Annotated in this window: 16 protein-coding genes; 6 read left to right on the top strand and 10 right to left on the bottom strand. The window is 65.2% G+C overall.

The genetic code is table 11. The annotated features are described in order from the left end of the window. Positions 1 to 192 precede the first annotated feature (192 nt). On the bottom strand, positions 193 to 1,293 hold the full coding sequence (locus tag ABD847_RS13870) for a protein kinase family protein (RefSeq protein WP_345014042.1): 1,101 nt from the start codon (positions 1,291 to 1,293) through the stop codon (positions 193 to 195). Positions 1,294 to 1,449: 156 nt separating this feature from the next. Here ABD847_RS13870 and ABD847_RS13865 point away from each other — a divergent pair, with 156 nt between their 5' ends. Further along, the gene (locus ABD847_RS13865) at positions 1,450 to 3,783 is read left to right on the top strand and encodes a LuxR C-terminal-related transcriptional regulator (RefSeq protein ID WP_345014040.1); all 2,334 of its coding nucleotides are present in this window, start codon (positions 1,450 to 1,452) and stop codon (positions 3,781 to 3,783) included. An 88-nt stretch (positions 3,784 to 3,871) separates the two neighbouring features. Continuing rightward, entirely contained in the window at positions 3,872 to 5,716 is a 1,845-nt protein-coding gene (malZ, locus tag ABD847_RS13860) for a maltodextrin glucosidase (RefSeq protein WP_345014038.1), read from the top strand. Here malZ and ABD847_RS13855 read toward each other — a convergent pair. The 3 genes from ABD847_RS13855 to ABD847_RS13845 all read right to left on the bottom strand — a co-directional run bounded on the left by ABD847_RS13855 (position 5,700) and on the right by ABD847_RS13845 (position 7,226). Beyond that, entirely contained in the window at positions 5,700 to 6,107 is a 408-nt protein-coding gene (locus ABD847_RS13855; protein ID WP_345014036.1) for a CBS domain-containing protein, read from the bottom strand. The genes malZ and ABD847_RS13855 overlap by 17 nt on opposite strands. 107 nt (positions 6,108 to 6,214) lie before the next feature. After that, complete coding sequence (locus ABD847_RS13850) at positions 6,215 to 6,955, bottom strand: NADPH-dependent oxidoreductase (RefSeq protein ID WP_345014034.1); 741 nt, start codon at positions 6,953 to 6,955, stop codon at positions 6,215 to 6,217. A gap of 133 nt (positions 6,956 to 7,088) precedes the next feature. Continuing rightward, a complete protein-coding gene (locus tag ABD847_RS13845) occupies positions 7,089 to 7,226 on the bottom strand; it encodes an entericidin A/B family lipoprotein (protein ID WP_345014032.1) in 138 nt (45 codons plus the stop codon). A 163-nt stretch (positions 7,227 to 7,389) separates the two neighbouring features. Here ABD847_RS13845 and ABD847_RS13840 point away from each other — a divergent pair, with 163 nt between their 5' ends. The 4 genes from ABD847_RS13840 (at position 7,390) to ABD847_RS13825 (ending at position 11,518) form a co-directional block, all read left to right on the top strand. Then, positions 7,390 to 8,559 (top strand): S1 family serine peptidase, encoded by a 1,170-nt coding sequence (locus tag ABD847_RS13840; RefSeq protein WP_345014030.1) that lies wholly within the window; start codon positions 7,390 to 7,392, stop codon positions 8,557 to 8,559. A gap of 94 nt (positions 8,560 to 8,653) precedes the next feature. After that, the gene (locus tag ABD847_RS13835) at positions 8,654 to 9,934 is read left to right on the top strand and encodes a trypsin-like serine protease (protein ID WP_345014028.1); all 1,281 of its coding nucleotides are present in this window, start codon (positions 8,654 to 8,656) and stop codon (positions 9,932 to 9,934) included. A gap of 138 nt (positions 9,935 to 10,072) precedes the next feature. Continuing rightward, positions 10,073 to 11,008: a dicarboxylate transporter/tellurite-resistance protein TehA gene (tehA, locus tag ABD847_RS13830; RefSeq protein ID WP_345014026.1), complete on the top strand. Its 936-nt coding sequence runs from the start codon at positions 10,073 to 10,075 to the stop codon at positions 11,006 to 11,008. 171 nt (positions 11,009 to 11,179) lie between these two features. Then, positions 11,180 to 11,518 (top strand): hypothetical protein, encoded by a 339-nt coding sequence (locus tag ABD847_RS13825; RefSeq protein WP_345014024.1) that lies wholly within the window; start codon positions 11,180 to 11,182, stop codon positions 11,516 to 11,518. A 59-nt stretch (positions 11,519 to 11,577) separates the two neighbouring features. Here ABD847_RS13825 and ABD847_RS13820 read toward each other — a convergent pair whose 3' ends face one another. The 6 genes from ABD847_RS13820 to ABD847_RS13795 form a co-directional block, all read right to left on the bottom strand. Further along, positions 11,578 to 12,612: a permease gene (locus tag ABD847_RS13820; protein WP_345014022.1), complete on the bottom strand. Its 1,035-nt coding sequence runs from the start codon at positions 12,610 to 12,612 to the stop codon at positions 11,578 to 11,580. 168 nt (positions 12,613 to 12,780) lie between these two features. Then, positions 12,781 to 13,542, bottom strand: coding sequence for a phosphoadenylyl-sulfate reductase (locus ABD847_RS13815; RefSeq protein WP_345014020.1), 762 nt, complete (start codon positions 13,540 to 13,542; stop codon positions 12,781 to 12,783). Continuing rightward, a complete protein-coding gene (gene cysI / locus ABD847_RS13810) occupies positions 13,535 to 15,241 on the bottom strand; it encodes an assimilatory sulfite reductase (NADPH) hemoprotein subunit (protein WP_345014018.1) in 1,707 nt (568 codons plus the stop codon). The genes ABD847_RS13815 and cysI overlap by 8 nt, the downstream gene beginning before the upstream one ends. Continuing rightward, positions 15,241 to 17,034 carry an assimilatory sulfite reductase (NADPH) flavoprotein subunit gene (locus ABD847_RS13805; protein WP_345014015.1) on the bottom strand — a complete coding sequence of 598 codons (1,794 nt, stop codon included), beginning with the start codon at positions 17,032 to 17,034 and terminating at the stop codon, positions 15,241 to 15,243. The genes cysI and ABD847_RS13805 overlap by 1 nt, the downstream gene beginning before the upstream one ends. 134 nt (positions 17,035 to 17,168) lie before the next feature. Then, positions 17,169 to 17,813 carry a TIGR04219 family outer membrane beta-barrel protein gene (locus ABD847_RS13800; RefSeq protein ID WP_345014014.1) on the bottom strand — a complete coding sequence of 215 codons (645 nt, stop codon included), beginning with the start codon at positions 17,811 to 17,813 and terminating at the stop codon, positions 17,169 to 17,171. A gap of 119 nt (positions 17,814 to 17,932) precedes the next feature. Continuing rightward, positions 17,933 to 18,370 (bottom strand): copper chaperone PCu(A)C, encoded by a 438-nt coding sequence (locus ABD847_RS13795; RefSeq protein WP_345014013.1) that lies wholly within the window; start codon positions 18,368 to 18,370, stop codon positions 17,933 to 17,935. Between the last annotated feature and the right edge of the window lie 285 nt (positions 18,371 to 18,655).

Raw genomic sequence — 18,655 nt, 5'->3', positions numbered from 1 at the left:
TGGACGTCGATGGGTGGCCGCCGGTGAGTGGCGTGCCAGATTGTTATTCAGGCACCAGCTTTATTCCCCGTGCAGGGCCTCCTAAGTGTGAGTCTCGCTTGGCAAACGCGCCACTCAGACCAGTGTCCATCGGCTATCAGAGAGCAAAAAGGCCGCTACCGCGGCCTGACAAGGGAGGCATTCTGCCGGGACTCAATGGCCCGGCAGCAACCAGCCCTGGGCCTGCTGCCGCTTGTGGGCATACAGGGCCAGCAGGCTGGCCTGATCCCGCCCGGCATTGTCGTAGAACAGGGCGCCGCCCGCAGCCAGGGCGGCATGGCGGTGGGTCAGGGCCTGGCAGACAAAGTCGATGCGCTTCAAGGTGGTGGCGGTGCAGCTCTGGCCGTGCAGGTCGTCTTCGATGTCCAGCACATGGGAGCGAAAGGCCTCCAGCTCGAAGCAGGCGGCCAGGGCAGAGGGGCTGGCGAGGGCCTGCTGCCAGCGGGCCATGAGCTCATCCAGCCAGGCCAGCACATCGGGGATGGCGCCCCGCGCCGCCAGATGGGCGCGCTTGCCGGCGTAGTGAGTCAGCGCCACCTGCTTGAGCTGCCGATACAGGGCCAGCTGCGCTTCCATGGGCAGGGCCTGGTTGAGCAGCCAGCCGAAGAAGAAACGGGTCTCGAAGCGCTCGCAGGCATGGAACAGGGGATCGCTGAGCCCATTGCTGTTGTAGTGATGCAAGGGATCGAAGGGATACATGTAGCCAAAGTCAAACAGCCAGAGGTGCCCCTGATCCACCAGCAGGTTGCCGGGGCACAGATCCCACTCCATCAGCCCCGCCTCCTCACAGGCCACCATGGTGGACAACAGCTGGTCGAACAGGTCAGCATCCAGCTGCGTGGGAGCCTGTCCCGGCAACCAGGGGGAGAGGATGATCCCCTGCCGGTAATCGGCATACAGGGTGGGGACTATGTGGTCAAAGCGCCCCGCCCAGGCCGGGTCGGCCTTGAGCCGGGTGAAGTCGGCCCGCCGCTGCACCTCGTTGAGAAACGAGGTCTGACCGTCGATGTTGCGCACCAGGGCCTCCTCCCGCCGCTGCTTGAGGGTGTAGTGAACCCCCTCGATACACAGGTGCAGCACCCGGGCGGTCAGGCCGCCACTAAACTGCTCCACAACGCAGGGATCCGCCGGTGTCATGGTCGCCAGGGCGGCCGGCGGCAGCGGACAGGCGCTGGCCTCCCCCACCACCAGATTGGCATCGGAGGCGGCAAAGGCCAACTGGGCTTGCTGGCGGGCATGGACTAAGGCATTCATGGGGTTCTCCATCAATCAGGTTGAGACCAGTCTGACGCAGGATGAAAAACACACCATCCCCCGACCGGTTGGAAGCCACTGGTGGATCCGCTGCAGAGGCATTGAGTCCCCCCGGCGGCAGGGTAAGATAGGGCCTGCGCTGCCGAAGGAGTCACCATGTCCCCCCATCTGAGCACCTTGCAACAGGCCCTGCAACAAGCCGATCTGCTGTGGCTGGCCCTGCCGGCCGGCTACGACCAACAGGCCTTGTGCCAGGAGCTGATCCGGCGCCGCCCCTGCCGAATCTGGCCCGCGCCCGCCGCCACCGATCACCTGTGGCTGGTGCCGGATCTGCAGGCGCTGGATGAGCCGGCACAGGAAACCTTGCTGAATGCCTTGCTGACCGGCCTGCCCTCCGGGGCCCAGACGCTGGTCTGTGCCAATCTGCACAGCCCATTGGAGGGCCGGCTGCGAGGCGCCGGGCTGACGCCGTTACGCCTGGGGACGGCCCGGCTGGCCTGGGGGGAGGCGCAGTTGGCCGACTGGTGGGCTCACGAATCCATTCCCGTCGAGCGGGCGGCCCCCTGGCGCTCCCGGCTGGGCCATTGGCCCCTGGCCTGGCGGCTGTGGCAACAGGCCTGCCAGTGTGATGAGCCCACCGAAGGGCTGCTGCAAGCCTGGGGGCTGGCCCTGCTGGATCCGGTGCTGGCCCAGCTGCCGGCGCCCCTGCCCCTGGCCCTGGCCCTCCAGGCACACACCCCAGTGCTGGATCACGCCCGTCTGCTGCAACTGGCCAACCTCAGTCCCGGTCAGTGGCGGGTCTGGCGGGCCCAGCTCTGCCAAGCCGGCTGGCTGTTACCCCAGGAGGATGGCGATCACTGGCAACCCTGGATCGCCGAGCTGCTGGGACTGTGGCGGGAGCAGCCCGAGCTGGACTGGGCGCCACTGAGTCGCTGGCTGGCCCAATGGCCCCTGGCGGACATTCAGGCCCTCTACCCGGCCCAACCCCTGCCCCAGCTGGCCCTGTCGCTGTTCTCCCGCATCGGCCTGCCCTGCCTGGAGCTGGGCCAGGGTGCCTGGCTCGCCGAACAGCTGGATCGCTTGCCGGCCCTCTGGCTGCGCCAGCAACCGGCCCTGTGCCTGTTGCAGGCCTGGCTGACCATGGAGCTGCATCGCCGCTCCGATCTGGCCGAGGAGTACCTGCAGATCCTGCAACATCAATCGCTTCAGCCGGAAGAAGAGGCCAGCGCCCGCCTGCTGCACGCCATGATCAGCTTCAACTTCGACCATTTGCAGGACGCCCAGCAGCAGCTGGCCGAACTGGGCGAGCAACTGCCCAAGCCCCTGCTGGCCCCCTACCGGCTGACCCAGGCCATGGCCCTGCTGTTTTGCGGCCAACTGACCCGGGCGAGATCCCAACTGGATCTGCTGGTGAGCTGGGCCGACTGCCAGCAGCAGTATCACCTCAAGCTGGCGGCCTGGTATCGCCTGGCCCAGCTGCACTACCTGCAGGGGGACTGGCAGCTGGCCGGTCGGGTGATCCAGACCGCCCTGGAGTTCGTCCAGCAACAGGATCTCAAGCAGGATCGCCTGCTGGACTCCTTCTATCGACTGCAGGCGGAGATCTGCCTGCAGCGCGGTGAGCCGGATCAGGCCGATTACTGGCTGGGCCAGGGCAGCGCCCTGGCCGCCCCATTGGGGGACTACTGGCGCCTGCCCTACCTGGCCCACCAGGCCCTGTGCCTCATCTGGCGCGGCCCACCCCAGGCCCTGGCGGATTGCCTGGAGCAGCTGGAGCAGCAGCGCTTTGGCCAGCAGTACTGCCGCATGTGGCAGTTTCGTGTCGGCTATGCCCTGGCCCTGGGCTACCAGCAACGGGGCGACCAGGCCGCCCTGGCCCGGCTGCGCCAGCGGACCCCCTGGCATGAGCAGCTGGCGGATCTCTACGATCTGCAGGACAACCTGCTGCATGCCTGGCTGGCGCAGGCCTTGGACAGCCCCCTGCCCCAACCGCAACTCCAGTGGCTGATTGACACCGCCGAGCGCTGGCAGGCCCACTGGCTGGGCCAGCAGGCCAGGCTGCTGATCCTGCTGGGGCAAGGCACCGCAGATCCCGAGCTGTGGCATCCCCGGCTGGCCTGGCTGGCCGGGCGCCAGACGATTCTGCCCCTGCTGCTGGCGGGTCCCCGGGTGGTGGCCCCCTTGCAGGGGCTAAGCCGTTGGCCCCAGACCAGCCCCAGCGTGCTGGCCCTGGTGCAGCAGGCCCTGGATCGCCTCACCCAACCCCTGGACAGCGATAGCGAGCTGCCCCAGGGGGAGGAGCTGAGCCAGCGGCAGTGGCAAATCTTGCGGCTCATCGCCCAGGGGTTGAGCAACGAGCAGATGGCCCGCCAGCTGTTTGTCGCCCCCTCCACCATCAAGACCCACATCAATCACCTGTACGCCAAGCTGGGGGTCCGCACCCGTGCCGAGGCCCAGGCGGTGGCCCGTCAGCGCCTGCTGGGGGGCTAGTTCCACCCGCCAGATCCCCAGCCCCAGGGGATGACAAGGACGGTCGGGCGGATCATGCTCGACCCATCCCCCCTCACCGGAGTCCGGCATGTCTTCTGAACCGACCCTGCAGGCCTGGCACCTGCCCGTCCCGCCCCTGGTGCAACAGACCGCCCAGGGCCCACGGATCCAGCTCTGGCTCAAGGCAGCCGTCTTGCCCCAGCAGGTGGTGCTGCGCTGCGAGCCGGATAACGAGGAGTGGCAGGTCAGCATGGCGCCGCAAGAAACGGTCGCCGGCTGGCAGGCCTATGCGGCCTGGCTGCCCCTCAATCCCGCCGAGGCACAGCAGCGCTACTGCTTCAAGCTGCTCTGGCCGGACGACCACTGCTGGTTCGGCCCGGAAGGGCTTAGCCGTCTGCCGCTGGAGCGGCTGCGTCAGTTCACCCTGGCCATCCCCAGCCCCCACCCGGCCTGGGTGGCGGATCAGCTGTTCTACCAGGTGTATGTGGACCGCTTCGCGCCGGGCGATGGTCCCCATCTGATACAGGATGGCGAATACGTTCATCAGGCCAAGGGCAAGCCGGTGCGCCGCCTGCCCTGGGACGCGCCACTCACGGCCCAAGACGCCAGCTGCCAGTTTTACGGCGGCGATCTGGACGGCCTCACGAGCAAACTGGATTACCTGCAGCAGCTGGGCGTCACGGCCCTCTACCTCAACCCCATCTTTTGCTCGCCGTCGGTGCACAAGTACGACACCCAGGACTACTTCAGGGTGGACGCGCATTTGGGCGGCAATCCGGCCCTCGTCCGCCTGCGGCAGGCCACCCGGGCTCGGGGCATGCGGCTCATCCTGGACGGGGTGTTCAACCACACAGGCGACACCTGTCCCTGGTTCGACCGTTACGGCCAGACCGAGCAGGGCGCGGCATGGCACAGCGACTCCCCCTACCGGGACTGGTACCACTTCGTCAACGGTCAGGCCCAGTGCTGGAAGGGCAATCCCGGCCTGGTGAAGCTGGATTACGCCAGCCCAGGGGTGATGGAGACCCTCTACGCCGGCCGTGACAGCGTGGTGCGCCACTGGCTGCGGGAACCCTATGCCATCGACGGCTGGCGGCTGGATGTGGCCCATATGCTGGGGGAAGGCGGCACGGCGCGGGGCAACCTGCACCACCTGGCGGGCATCTACCGGGCGGCGCGGCAGGAAAATCCCCAGGCCTATCTGCTGGGCGAGCACTTTGGCGACGCCCGGGAATGGTTGCAACAGGGGGTGGAAGATGGCGCCATGAACTACTCGGGCTTTGCCCTGCCGGTGCGCGCCTTCCTGGCGGGGGTGGACGTGGCCTACCAACCCATCCGGCTGGATGCGGCCCAGTGTGCCGCCTGGTTGGAACATTACCGGGCCGGGCTTAGCCAGCCGCAACAGCTGTGCCTGTTCAATCAGCTGGACAGCCACGACACCCGCCGCTTCCTCACCCTGCTGGGCGGCGATCTTGCCCGGATGGAGCTGGCCCTGTGCTGGCTGTATGGCTGGATTGGCGTGCCCTGTCTGTTTTACGGCACCGAGATAGGCCTGAGTGGCGACAATGATCCCTTCAACCGGCCGCCCTTTCCCTGGCAGGCCCCCGACAGCTGGCAATCGGGCTTGCTGAGTCTGTGTCGTCAGCTGGGCCAGTGGCGCCGGCAGAGTCAGGCGCTGCGCCGGGGGGGCTGTGCCATCCTGTATGCCGCCGGGGAGAGTCTGGTGTTTGTGCGCCAGTGGGGCGAAGAAGCCTGGCTGTTTGCCCTGCAGCGCAGTGGCGAGGCGCAGATCCGGCTGACCATGCCCCCTGGGCTGACAGGCCCATGGCAACTACGCTGGGGAACCGGTGTGCTGCAAGGGGCGCAGGACGACTGCCTGCTGGCCCTGTCCGGCACCGGCGCCAGTCTCTGGCAGCTCAGTGCTGGGGAATGAGCACGGCCCGCAGCAGATCCCGCCAGGTGAGGATGCCCACCACCTGGCCCTGCTCCAGCACCGGCAGGCAGGAGATGCCCCGTGCCAGCATGAGATCGGCGGCAGAACGCACCCCCAGCTCCGGGGAGACGGTCACCGGCTCGCGGCTCATGATCTGGTGCACCTTGCGGCTTAGGGTGTCCCTGTCCCGCTGATTCTCCGCGAAGCTGTCGAGATAGGGGCTGATGGCCCGGTAGAGATCCTTGTCCGAGACGATGCCCACCAGCTTGTCGTCTTCCAGCACCAGCAGATGATGAAAGGGCGCCTGGGCGAAGATCTCCCGCACCGTCTCCAGCTTGTCATCCATGCCGACGCTGGCCACCCGCTCCCGCATGATATCCCGAACCAACATGCTCACCTCCTACCCCGGATGCGACCAACCCCTGACCGCTGATACCATTGTATCGCCTGACCTCCCGGGCAAGTGTGCGACAGCACACAGGTGCCACTCATGCCCCATCACTCTTCGGCCGTCAGCCCCTGGGCCTTGGCCATGGCCTTCACCTGGGGGAAATAACACTGGCTGTAAAACAGGGCGGTGTTCTGACTCCAGCTCAGGCCATCCTCCCGACCGACGCGGCGCCAGAACTCGCACAGGCTCTCGTCGTAGCGGGCGATGATCTCCGGCAGCCAGTCTGCCTGGTAGCGCTCCTCGAAGCAGTAGCTGGACAGGGGCATGCGCGGCTTCTGCGGCCCCTGCTTGGCGATGTGGCCTAGGCACAAGCCCGCCACCGGGAAGGTCCACTCCGGCAAGTCCAGCAGCTCGATGACCGCTTCCGGATCACGGCGTATACCGCCAATGGGCACCACCCCCAGCCCCACAGAACGGGCGGCCGTCATCAGGTTGCCCAGGGCGATGCCCGCATCCAAACTGGCGGAAAGCAGCCCCTCCAGGCTGCGCTGGATCTGCTGGGTCTGACCGGCCCGCGCCACCCCCAGACCCGTCTTGTAGAAATCCAGCACCAGCGTGATGAACACGGGGGCCTGGGCGATCCAGGGCTGATCCCCGGCGATCTGTGCCAATTGGGCGCGCGCCTTGGGGTCACGGGTGAGGATCAGGCTGACTTGGTGGCTGTTGATGGAGGTGGGACCGTGATGAGCCGCCTCCAGGATGGCCTGCAGCTGGGCGGGGTCGATGGGATCCGGGCTGAAGCAGCGGTGGCTGCGATGCGCCTGCATCAGGCGAAGGGTTTCGTTCATCTGGCCTCCCGGCACCACCTCATCTGTGCATTGAGTGTGGACGCCGGCCCCCGCCTTGGCAAAGCCCCTGCCGGGTCAAACAGCAAACAGGCCTGAATTAGGCTCAATGGAGGCCAAGATGAACCTACTTGGATTACATCTTTTTCTGCACGCTCTGGGCGGCTTCTTGCACCTTCTCGCCGCCCTTCTGAATGTCCCGCCCCATGCCATTGATGGTATTGCAGGCGGACAACAGCAGGCAGAGGGTGAGGGTGCAGCACAGCTTGTTCATGACGACTCCTTGCTCATGGCGTTGCGGTGGCCCGAGCATACCACAGGCCCCCGCGCCGGCGGCAAGTGAGCCGGATCGAAAGCCCCAAACAAATCCTTTGCATTTCTTAACCTTAGCCCTCTATCCTGCCCGGCAATCTGTTGCGCCCCGACAAGGAGTCTCCATGCGCCCACTACCCCTCTCCCTGCTGCTGCTGAGCCTAAGCCCCAGCCTGCTTGCCCGCCCCGTCGCCACCATAGTCGGCGGCCAACCGACCGAGGCCCCCACCTGGATGGTCTCCCTGCAGCAACGCAATAGTGCGGTCAACAACAGTCACTTTTGCGGTGGCACCCTGATAGCCCCACAATGGGTGCTGACCGCCGCCCACTGTGTCAGCGATGAGGATCAGAATGCCATCGCCGTGCGGGTGGGTGACACGGATCTCGCCACCCCCTATACCCCGGTAGATATCGACCAGGTGATACTGCACCCGGACTGGGATCCCACCGGCGGCACGTTTCGCTATACCTTTGAGGGCGATATTGCCCTGTTGCACCTGACCCAGGCCCAAGGCGACACGGTCCCAAGCTTGGCCAGTACCGAGCAACAGGCTGCCCTAACGGTGGGTGACACCATGACCGCCATTGGCTGGGGCGCCACCGATGCTGCGGCTAACTTCTACCCGGATTTGTTGCAACAAGTTACTCTGCCTTATGCCGTCGCCTCTATACAGGTAGAGGCGGATCACTTCATGGCCGGCGGCAACGTCGGTCAGAGCACCTGTTTTGGGGACAGCGGTGGCCCTCTGCTGGTGGATAACACCCAGTACGGTATCTCCAGCTATATCCAGACTGACTCTTACCACTGTGGCAGTGCCGGCAGCTTGGCCGGTTTCACCTCGGTGGCTTACTATCGCAACTGGCTCCTAGATCTGCAGCAAGGGCTCAATTACGGCAATTTCCGACGCCTGAGTGTCGCCGCCGGGCAGACAGGCCAGACCGACTTTATCCTGCGCAATGACGACAACCAACCCTGGCTGCTGGAGTCAGTACAAAGTGAAAGCACCCTGATCGCCGATTGTACCGGCGTCTTGCTGCAGCCGGGAGAGAGCTGCCGCCTGACCGTCGGTTACAGCCCGCAACAACCGGGGCAGAACCTCATGATCCACACCTGGTTTAGTGCTCTGCGGGATGATGGACGGCGCATTGATGATGACCTGAGGTTATATGCCCAGTCCCTCAACGCCACAGGCGACAATGGCGGTGGCGGCGGGGCGCTATCCGAATCCTGGCTGGCCCTGCTAGCCCTGCTGGCCATGGCGCGCCGACGTCGACTGGCCGGCAATAAAGTGTAAAGGCATGTCATCGCGCTTGAGCCCGGCATAAGGCCTGTTTAGTCTGGCGAGGCCCCACACAGATGGGGCCTCGTTTGTTGTTATAGGAGTCCCTATGCGCGCCCTTGCGTCCTCTCTGCTCTTGCTGTGTGCCCCGGCAGCCCTGGCCACCGACGTGGTCCCCACCATTGTGGGCGGTCAAACCGTCAGTTCGGCCCCGGCCTGGATGGTCTCCATCCAGCAGCTCAATACCGGTTACACCAATGCCCACTTCTGTGGCGGCACCCTGATTGCCGCCGACTGGGTGGTCACCGCCGCCCACTGCGTGGACGACATCCAGCTGGACGAAATCGGCCTGCGCATCGGCGATGCGGATCTGAGTACCAGTTTCACCCCGGTCACGATCGATGAGGTGGTAGTGCACCCGGACTGGCAGGTGATCTACGACGGCAGCAGCCGGACCGACTTCGTGGGAGACATGGCCCTGCTGCACCTGGCCACCAGCCAGAGCGTCAGTACCCCTACCCTGGCCACCCTGAGTCAGACCCAGGCCCTGGAAGAGGTCACCGACACCTCGGATACCAGCAACGGCGACTGGCTGACCGCCTATGGCTGGGGCGCCACCGACGTCTATGGCAACCGCTATCCAGACGACCTGCAGACCATAGATCTGCCGTTTGAAGGCATGGACACCAACTACTACCCGGATCACTTCTACGCCGGGGGCGTCGCCGGCAAAAGCATCTGCTTTGGGGATAGTGGCGGTCCACTGCTGCAAGACGGCATCCTCTACGGGCTCACCAGCTTCATCAGCTATCCCTCCGGCAGCCGCGCCTATTGTGGCAACAATGGCTATACCGCGGGCTTCACCTCCATCGGCTACCACCTGGACTGGATCAACGACACCATCGACGGCCTCAACTACACCACCAACCAGGCGTTAGAGGTGCCCTATGGCGAGACCGGCACCGCCACCTTCCTGATCCGCAACGATGATTCCCAGGCCTGGACCCTGGGGCAGATCACCTCCACCGCCACCGTGAGCGCCGCCTGTGATCAGAGCACCCTGGCCGCCGGCGATACCTGTGAGGTGAATGTCAGCTATACCCCCAGCAGTGCCACAGACGATCGCACCATAGAGATCGACTTCACCGCCACCGCCGCCGACAGCAGCACCCAAAGCGCCACCCTGATACTGCACGGCACCGGCATCACCGCCAGCAGCAGTAACAACAGTGATGACAGCAGCAGTGACGACAGTAGCGATGACAGTAGTGACAACAGCAGCAGTGACGACAATAGCACCAGCAGTGACAGCGGCGGTGGTGGCAGCTTGCCCCTCGGCGGACTGATCCTGCTGGCGGCGGCCGGACTGCGCCGTCGGCGCCAGCATTGATACCCAGATAACAGCACAAGGGGCCGCATCGGCCCCTTGCTTTATGCCTCCGCCGCCCTGTGTCATCCATCGCCCCAGCCACGCTGACAGGGCAAAAACTGCTACACTGGCGCCCCTTTTCCTCACCCCGGGCCATCAATGACTCCCAAACTCGTTCCCGCCTCGTTTTTCGGCATGGTGCTGGGCCTCTCCGGACTGGGTCAGGCCTGGCGTCTGGCCGCCGGTTACTGGGGCCTGCCGGGCCAGGTTGCCGAAGCCCTGCTGGCCCTGGCCGGTCTGGTCTGGCTGAGCCTGCTGCTGCGCTACCTCTGGCAGACCCTGCGCCATCCCCAGGCCCGGCTGGCCGAGTGGCAACACCCGGTGCAGGGGGGCACCCCGGCCCTGTTGGGCATCGCCACCCTGCTGATGGTGCTGGCCATTCTGCCCTACAGCCGTAGCCTGGCCTGGTGCCTGACCGCCCTGGGGCTTGGCTGGCATCTGGTCTTCGCCCTCTGGCACACCGGCACCCTGTGGCAGGGGCGGCGCCAGAGCCAGGACACGGCACCCACCCTCTACCTGCCGACGGTGGCGGGAAACTTCACCAGTGCCGCCGCCCTGGGGGCCCTGGGTCAGCCCCAGTGGGGCTGGCTGTTTCTGGGGGCCGGCGTCTTCTCCTGGCTGGCCCTGGAGTCACCAATTTTGCAACGCCTTTGGCAGGCCGAGGATCTGCCCGCCACCCAGCGGCCCCTGCTGGGCATCCAGTTCGCCCCGCCGGCGGTCTGCCTGATGGCCAGCCTGGTGCTGCAACCCGGTCAGGCGGCGCCTTGGCTGTTGATGCTGTGGGGCTATGCCCTGTTCCAGCTGCTGCTGGGGCTGAGACTGTGGCGCTGGCTGGGCACCCAGCGTTTCGCCCCCTCCTACTGGGCCTACACCTTCGGCATCGCCGCCAGCACGGTCGGCACCCTCAAGCTGGCCCAGGCCGGCGCCGCCCCCGCCCAGGCCCTGGCGGTGCCGGTATTCCTGGCCGCCAACGGCTTTATCGGCTATCTCAGCCTGCGCACCGGCTACCGTCTGATACGGGGGCGCCTGCTGTGACCCGGCTGGCCACCAGGCATCAATTTCCCGTCTACCCTTGACATCTTGCCCGCCAGACCCAAGGTTAGTGAGGCAAAGACAGCTAATGAGTCCCCACTTCGACTCATGTCTCCCGCGCCATGGCCCAGGTCGGCCCATGGCGCCCATCACCATCAGCATTGAGGAACAGTAATGATGAACAAGATGCTATTGACCGGTATGGTTTGTTTGGCCCTGACGGCCTGCGGCCAGAAAGAAGAGGCGCCCAAGACGGCACCGAGCGCTGCACCGGCCGCCCAGAGTCAACAGAGCGCCAAGGATAGCCAGGCGGCAACCAGCAACGCCGCTGCCACCAGCACCGAGTCCGCCGAGCAGGTAGTGGATCAGGCCATCCAGCAGGCACAGCAGACCACAGATGCCGCCGCCGAGATGGCAGACAAGGCGGCCGCTGCCGTGAGCGGCGCCGTGAGTGACGCCATGAGTGACGTCAGTGGCGACGCCGCTGAACCCATGGAACAAGACAGCAACTAGTGGCTGTCCGTCGTAAAAAAAAGGCGCCTTTTGGCGCCTTCTTCATGTTCATCCCAAGCCTAGCCCAACAGCAGGCCGGCGGTGCCCACCAGTAACCCCACCCCCAGCACCACGGCGGTGGTGAGCCACAGGGCCCGGGCCGGGAAGGCCTTGCGCAGCATCATCAGGGACGGCAGGCTCAAGGCCGGCAGCGTGATGAGCAGCGCCAGGGCCGGTCCCAGTCCCAGACCGGCACTCATCATGGCCTGGGTGATGGGGATTTCCGCCGCCGTGGGAATGACGAACAGGCAGCCCGCCACCGCCATGGCCAGCAGCCAGCCAAGATCGTCCCCCAGGGTCTGGCCATGAGGAAACAGCCAGACCTGGGCTGCCCCCAGCAGCATCACCGCCAGCACATAGGGGGGAATGGCACTCCAGAACAGGCGCCAGAGAGCCTGGCCCCAACGAGCCCAGAAGCCGCCCTGCAGAGGTGAGTCCTGCGTCTCAGATTGCGTTTCTCCTGCCGGCTCAGGGCACCAGCGGTGCACGACCACGCCCACCACCAGCACGATAGCCAGCCCCGCCAGCAGGCGGATCAGGCTGAATTGCCAGCCCAGCACGAAGCCCATGAACACCAGGGTGGCCGGATTGAGCAGGGGGTTGCCCAGCCAGAAGGCCAGGGCGCCGGCCATGGAGACCGACGACTTGCGCATGCCTGCCGCCACGGGCGCGGCGCAGCAGGTACACATCATGCCTGGGAGGGCGAACAGGCTGCCCAGCAGGGTGCTGCGGGCCGCGCCCCGGCCCAGAGTCTGCTTGAGCCACTGCGCCGGGATCAGCACCTGGATCAGGGAGCCCAGCAACATGCCCAGCAGGGCCGCCTTCCACACCGCCTTGAAGTACAGCAGGCTGTAATCCATGGCCGAGGCCAGGGGCGCGCTGCCCAGGTTGGCCAGGATGGAGCCGCCGATGCCATGAGTATCGGCCGCCAGCAGCGCCTTGCCGTAATAGGGTTGCCATTTGACGTGCCACAGGCCCGCCACCAGCACCAGTAAGAACAGCGCCGGCTTCCACCAGGCCAGAGAGTTGCCGGCCCTTGCATTCGCTTGCCGCATAGGTTTCCTTTCAATGCTCAGTTGCTAGATGATGGCACCGACACCGATGCCCAGATTGGCGGCAAGAGTAGCATGGGCCTGCCGACACACAAGCCTCAATCTGGCGCCGGGACAAGACAGACAAGGCGCCTTGCGGCGCCTTGTCTGTCGTACCGAGTCGGGAATCCCTCAGATCCCCGAGCCGTCGTGCTCGCCGTCCTCGTGCAGGCCGCATTCGCGCTTCAAGCCAAAGAAGCGGGTCTGCTCCTCCGTCATGCCGGGCTCCCACTTGGCGGTGGTCTGCACGTCCCCCACCGACAGGTAGCCTTGCTCCCACAGGGGGTGATAGGGCAGATCGAACTCCTGTAGGTAGTAGTGCACGTCCTTGTTGGTCCAGTCGATCACCGGCAGGAACTTGAAGCGCCCCCGCTGGATGGCCAGCACCGGCAGGTTGGCGCGGCTCTTGGCCTGCTCCCGGCGCAGGCCGGAGAACCAGCTCTGGGCCCCCAGCTCGCTGAGGGCGCGGGCCATGGGCTCCACCTTGTTGATCTGGTTGTACTGCTCTATGCCCTCGACGCCCTGCTCCCACAGCTTGCCGTAGCGGGCCTCCTGCCAGGCCGGGGTCAGTGCCGCCCGGTAGACCTGAAGGTTGAGCCCCAGCCGCTCGGTCAGCTCGTCGATGAAGCGATAGGTTTCCGGGAACAGGTAGCCGGTGTCGGTAAGCACCACAGGAATGTCCGCCCGCTCCCGGGTGACCAGGTGCAGCATCAGGGCCGCCTGGATGCCGAAGCTCGAGGAGAGCACCTGTTCGCCAGGCAGGTTGGCCAGGGCCCAACGCACCCGCTCCGGGGCGCTCAGGGCCTCCAGCTCGGCGTTGATGGGAGCAAGCCGCGCCACCTGCTCCTCTTTGGGCAGCGCCAACAGCGCCGCCAGATCCAATACCTTAGTCATGGAAGTCCCTCGCTGAGTCCACCACTGGGCGGACGATACCGGCCCGGATCACGAAGTCGCCAAAGCCTTCATGGCTGTCGCGCCCGGCGACCCACTGGCCGATGAGGCCGTCCAGCTCGTCGTGGATGGCCTGCTCGGTGATGTTCTCCCGATACAGGCGCGGGATGCGGGTGCCGGCCAGGTTGCCCCCCAGATAGAGGTTGTAGCGGCCCGGCGCCTTGCCCACCAGACCGACTTCGGCCAGCATGGCGCGGCCACAGCCGTTGGGGCAACCGGTGACCCGGAAGATCAGGCTGTCATCCGGCACGCCGTGCTTGGCCAGCAGGGCCTCGATGCGGGTGACGAAGGCCGGCAGGAAGCGCTCGGCCTCCGCCATGGCCAGGGGGCAGGTGGGCAGCGCCACACAGGCCATGGAGTTCTCACGCTGGCGGGAGACGGGCGCCAGCAGGCCGTACTGCTCGGCCAGGGCCTGGATTTGCGCCTGCTGCTCGGGCGGCACGCCGGCGATGATGAGGTTCTGGTTGGCGGTCATGCGAAAATCGCCCTGATGCACCTTGGCGATCTCGGCCAGCCCCGTCTTGATGGGCTTGCCCGGGAAGTCCAGGATGCGGCCGTTCTCGATGAACAGGGTCAGGTGCCGCTTGCCGTCGATGCCTTCCACCCAGCCGAAACGATCGCCGCGGCTGGTGAACTCGTAGGGCCGGCTGTCGGCAAAGGTCACGCCGGCACGCTTCTGAACCTCGGCCTTGAAGGCCTCGACACCGACGCGTTCAAGCGTGTACTTGGTCTTGGCATTCTTGCGATCCACCCGGTTGCCCCAGTCCCGCTGGGTGGTCACCACGGCGGCGGCCACCGCCAGCGTGTGCTCCTTGGGGATGAAGCCAAAGTCATCGGCCTTGCGCGGATAGGTGCCCTTCTCGCCATGGGTCATGGCCAGGCCGCCGCCCACCAGCACGTTGAAGCCGATGAGCTTGCCGTCCTCGGCGATGGCCACGAAGTTGAGATCGTTGGCGTGCACGTCGATGTCGTTGTGCGGCGGGATCACGACCGTGGTCTTGAACTTGCGCGGCAGGTAGTTGGACCCCAGGATGGGCTCCTCGTCCGGCCCCAGCTTGGCGCCATCCAGCCAGATCTCGGCATAGGCGCGAGTCTTGGGCAGCAGGTGCTCGGAGATGGCCTTGGCCCACTCGTAGGCCTCGGCGTGCAGCTCGGACTCCACCGGGTTGCTGGTGCACAGCACGTTGCGGTTCACGTCGCCGGCAGTGGCGATGGAATCCATGCCGTACTGGTTCAGGGTCTGGTGCATCAGCTTGATCTTGGGCTTCAGCACGCCGTGAAACTGGAAGGTCTGCCGGGTGGTCAAGCGGATGCTGCCGTACAGGGTATGGTCCCGGGCAAAGGCATCGATACCCAGCCACTGGGCCGGGGTGATGATGCCGCCGGGCATGCGGGCCCGCAGCATGACGTTGTGCAGTGGCTCCAGCTTTTGCTGGGCACGTTCGGCGCGGATATCCCGGTCATCCTGCTGGTACATGCCGTGAAAGCGGATCAGCTGGAAGTTGTCGCCGTTGAAGCCGCCGGTGAGGGGATCCTGCAGATCCTGCGCTATGGTGCCGCGCAGGAAGTTGCTCTCGCGCTTCAAGCGCTCGTTATCGGCCAGGGGCCCTTCTACCGGGCCGGGAACAGTTTGGTAACTCATCAGTAGACATCCCTCTGGTAACGCTTGGCGCGCCGCAATTCATTCAAATACTCTTCCGCCGCCTCGCGGTCCTTGCCGCCGTGCTGGGCAATGACCTCCAGCAGGGCTTCCTGCACATCCTTGGCCATGCGGTTGGCGTCACCGCAGACGTAAAAGTGCGCCCCCTGCTCCAGCCACTGCCACAGCTCGGCACCGCGCTCGCGGATCCTGTCCTGCACGTAGATCTTGTGTGCCTGATCGCGGCTGAAGGCCAGGTCGATGCGGGTCAGCAGGCCGGACTTGACGTACTTCTGCCACTCCACCTGATAGAGGAAGTCCTGGGTGAAGTGGGGGTTGCCGAAGAACAGCCAGTTTTGCCCCTCGTCGCCCTGGGCCTCCCGCTGCTGCATGAAGGCGCGGAACGGCGCTATGCCGGTGCCCGGGCCCACCATGATGACCGGGGTGGCCGGGTTGGCCGGCAGACGGAAGTTGTCGTTGTGCTCGACAAACACCCGCACGCTCTGGCCTTCGGCCAGCCGGTCTGCCAGGTAGGAGGAGGCACCGCCGGAGCGCAAGGTGCCGTCAGCCTGGGGATAGCGCACCACCCCCACGGTCAGGTGCACCTCCTCCTCCACCTCGGCCTGGGACGAGGCGATGGAGTACATGCGCGGGGTCAGGGGGCGCAGCAAGCCCACCAGCTGCTCGGCGCTGAGCTTGACCGGGAAGCGCTTCAACACCTCCACCGGCTGGCTGGCGGCCGCCAGGGCCTGGCTCTGGGCCTTGTCGGCGGCGATGGCCTTGAGTCCGGCATCGTCAGACAGCTCGGCCAGCCCGGTGATGAAGCCGGCGTGCAGCCGGGTCAGCTCCAGGGACTGGGTCAACGCCTGCTTGAGCGGCTGGGACTGGCCGGCGACGCTCACCGGCTCCTCGCCCGTCAGCCCCGCCAGGGCCAGCAGCTCGTCCACCAGGGCGGCGTCGTTGTCGAACCAGACCCCTAACGCATCGCCCGGCTGGTAGCGCAGATCCGACCCTTCCAGGCTGATCTCGATATGGCGAATATCCTTGGTGGAATCGCGGCCGGTGATCTTCTGGTTGGTGAGCAGGGTGGCGGCAAAGGGGTTGAACTTGTCGTAGGCACTGGTGCCATGGGCGACTGTGCCCGCCGGGGCTACGGCTGACGGTGCGGCACTTAAGGTCTCGGCCACCTTGGCCAGCGCCGCCTCACCCCAGGCCGCGGCGGCCTCGCGGTAATCCACGTCCAGATCCGCGCGCTCAAGCAGACGCTGGGCACCGGCTTGCTCCAGGAAGGCGTCGAAATCCTTGCCGGCCTGGCAGAAGAACTCGTAAGAGGAGTCCCCCAGCCCCAGCACGGCGAACTTGAGATCCCCCAGCTTGCCCAGCTTGCCGCTCTTGAGCAGGCCGTGCAGATCCACTGCGCTTTCCGGCGGCTCCCCTTCCCCCTGGGTACAGGTGATCAGCAGCACATGGCTCTCTTTTTTCAGTTGCTTGGCCTTGTAGTCCGCCAGGCTGTGCAGGCTCACCGGGATGGACTTGGCCACGGCCTGGGCCTTGATGGCCTCGGCCACGCCCTTGGCGTTGCCGGTCTGGGAGCCATACAGAATGACCAGCTGGCCCTGGGGGGCCGCGGGTGCCGGGGCGGCAACCTGGCTGCCGCCAGCCTGGGCCAGGCCATACAGATAACCGCTGGCCCAGATGAGCTGGGACTGAGTCAAACCCGCCACGGCCGCAGCCAGTTGGGTCAGTTGCGGCCCGGGCAAGGGGCCTGCCTGTTGCAGAAGATCCTGAGAATTCATGTGCCGACGTCCATTTAACGTGATGCTGTCAGCTTAGGGGCGCTTATTCCATTCTCAAAGAATAAAACCGAATTTTTAATGATAAAAAGTAATAAAAAAGGCGCCCCAGTGGGCGCCCTACGGCTAACAGAGGCTCAGTAACGGATCTCGGCGCCCATAAACCAGCCGTCCATCCGCTGATTAAAGGCTTGGCCGGCCTCGTCGTAATCGAAACGGGCATTGCGATAACCGCCGCGCAGCTTGAGCTGCAGGCTGTCCTGGGGATTGAGGGTATAGCTCACGCCCAACCGCCAATCATGGCTCTCTTCGCCATTCCAGGCACCATAACGGGCATCACCGAATACCCCCAGGCCGGTGCCCGGCAGGCTGGACTCGGCACCCAGGTAAGCCAGCGCCTGATCATGGGTATAGCCTTGGCCGTTGAAGTCACCGTCATAACGGCGCAGGTCCAGACCGAAATCGATGCTGAGCAGATCCAGCTCGAATGGCCGGTAGTAGAAGGTCAGATCGTAGACATCCAGATCGTGGCTGATGCCAGGGGCCGAGGTGGAGAAATCACTGCGCTGGAGATTGACGTTGGGCAGCAGCAGTATCGGGTGACGAAAGTCGATATAACCGGTCCAGCGACTATTGCCCTCATTGGTCAGCGGACGTTGGCTCGCCGTGCCCTGAAAACCGCTGTCACTGTAATCTGCGCCGACCGCCACACTGAGATCGGCGGCCTGGGCAGAGGTCGCCAGGGCCAGGCCGGCCAGAACAAACAAGGCTTGATGCTTCATGGATCCTCTCGCAAATAAGACGAAGCCGAAAAAGGGAGGCCATTGTAGCGCCCTGCCGCAGTGTCACCAACCTAACGCGGTGTGACTGCCTGCCGATGCACCAGTGGTTAAGCCTGAGTTCAGGATTGCGGCGCCGGCGCTGGCACCTCGCGCAGGGGCAGCGAGACGGGCACCTCGCTGCCATCGTCAAACTGCAGCACCAAGGCCTGCTCGCCAGCTGGACGGATCTTGGCATCCGCGAACCAGAGCCAGAAACCTTGCGGCTGCAGCAGAGCCTGGCCACCGGCCGGCACCACCAGCCGCGTGAGGGGGCGAAACCGGTAGCGCCCCGGCTTGTCATCCCAGCGGCCCTCGCCCAGCTGTACCGTCTGCCCATCCGGCGTTCTGGCGCCCACCAGGCGCACCACGCTGTCGCCCTGATTCTCCAGCACCATGCAGGCCACCTGCTGCTGTTCCGGCGCAAGCAGCGCCAGGTAGGGGTCAGTGACCACTATCTCCCCCCAGACCGAGCCGACGCACAACACACTCAACAGCCACATCAGACTTAGTTTGCCCATATCCAGTCCTATTCACCTCATCCTGAAAGTCTATCCCTGCGTCAGACGTCCTAACAACCGCTCAGCTCAACCAGGATGAGATACTTCCGACAAGCGCCCAACTCGGCATCGATGAGGTAAATCGCAAAGGTTGGTAAATGCCCTCGCGAAATCCTTGGGACTGGTTCAATCTTCGGCTGTATTGGGCGCTTTGCGCTCGACACCTGAAAGCGCTACCGTTCGCATTTTCTGCATCTTGCCAACCACCTGGCTCACACAAATTCCCTCCCTGCCCACTTTTCCCCC

This window comes from Pseudaeromonas paramecii (assembly GCF_039540575.1).
Lineage (GTDB): Bacteria > Pseudomonadota > Gammaproteobacteria > Enterobacterales > Aeromonadaceae > Pseudaeromonas > Pseudaeromonas paramecii.
The sequence above is the reverse complement of the archived record's forward strand: the minus strand, read 5'-3'. Positions and strand labels throughout refer to the sequence as shown.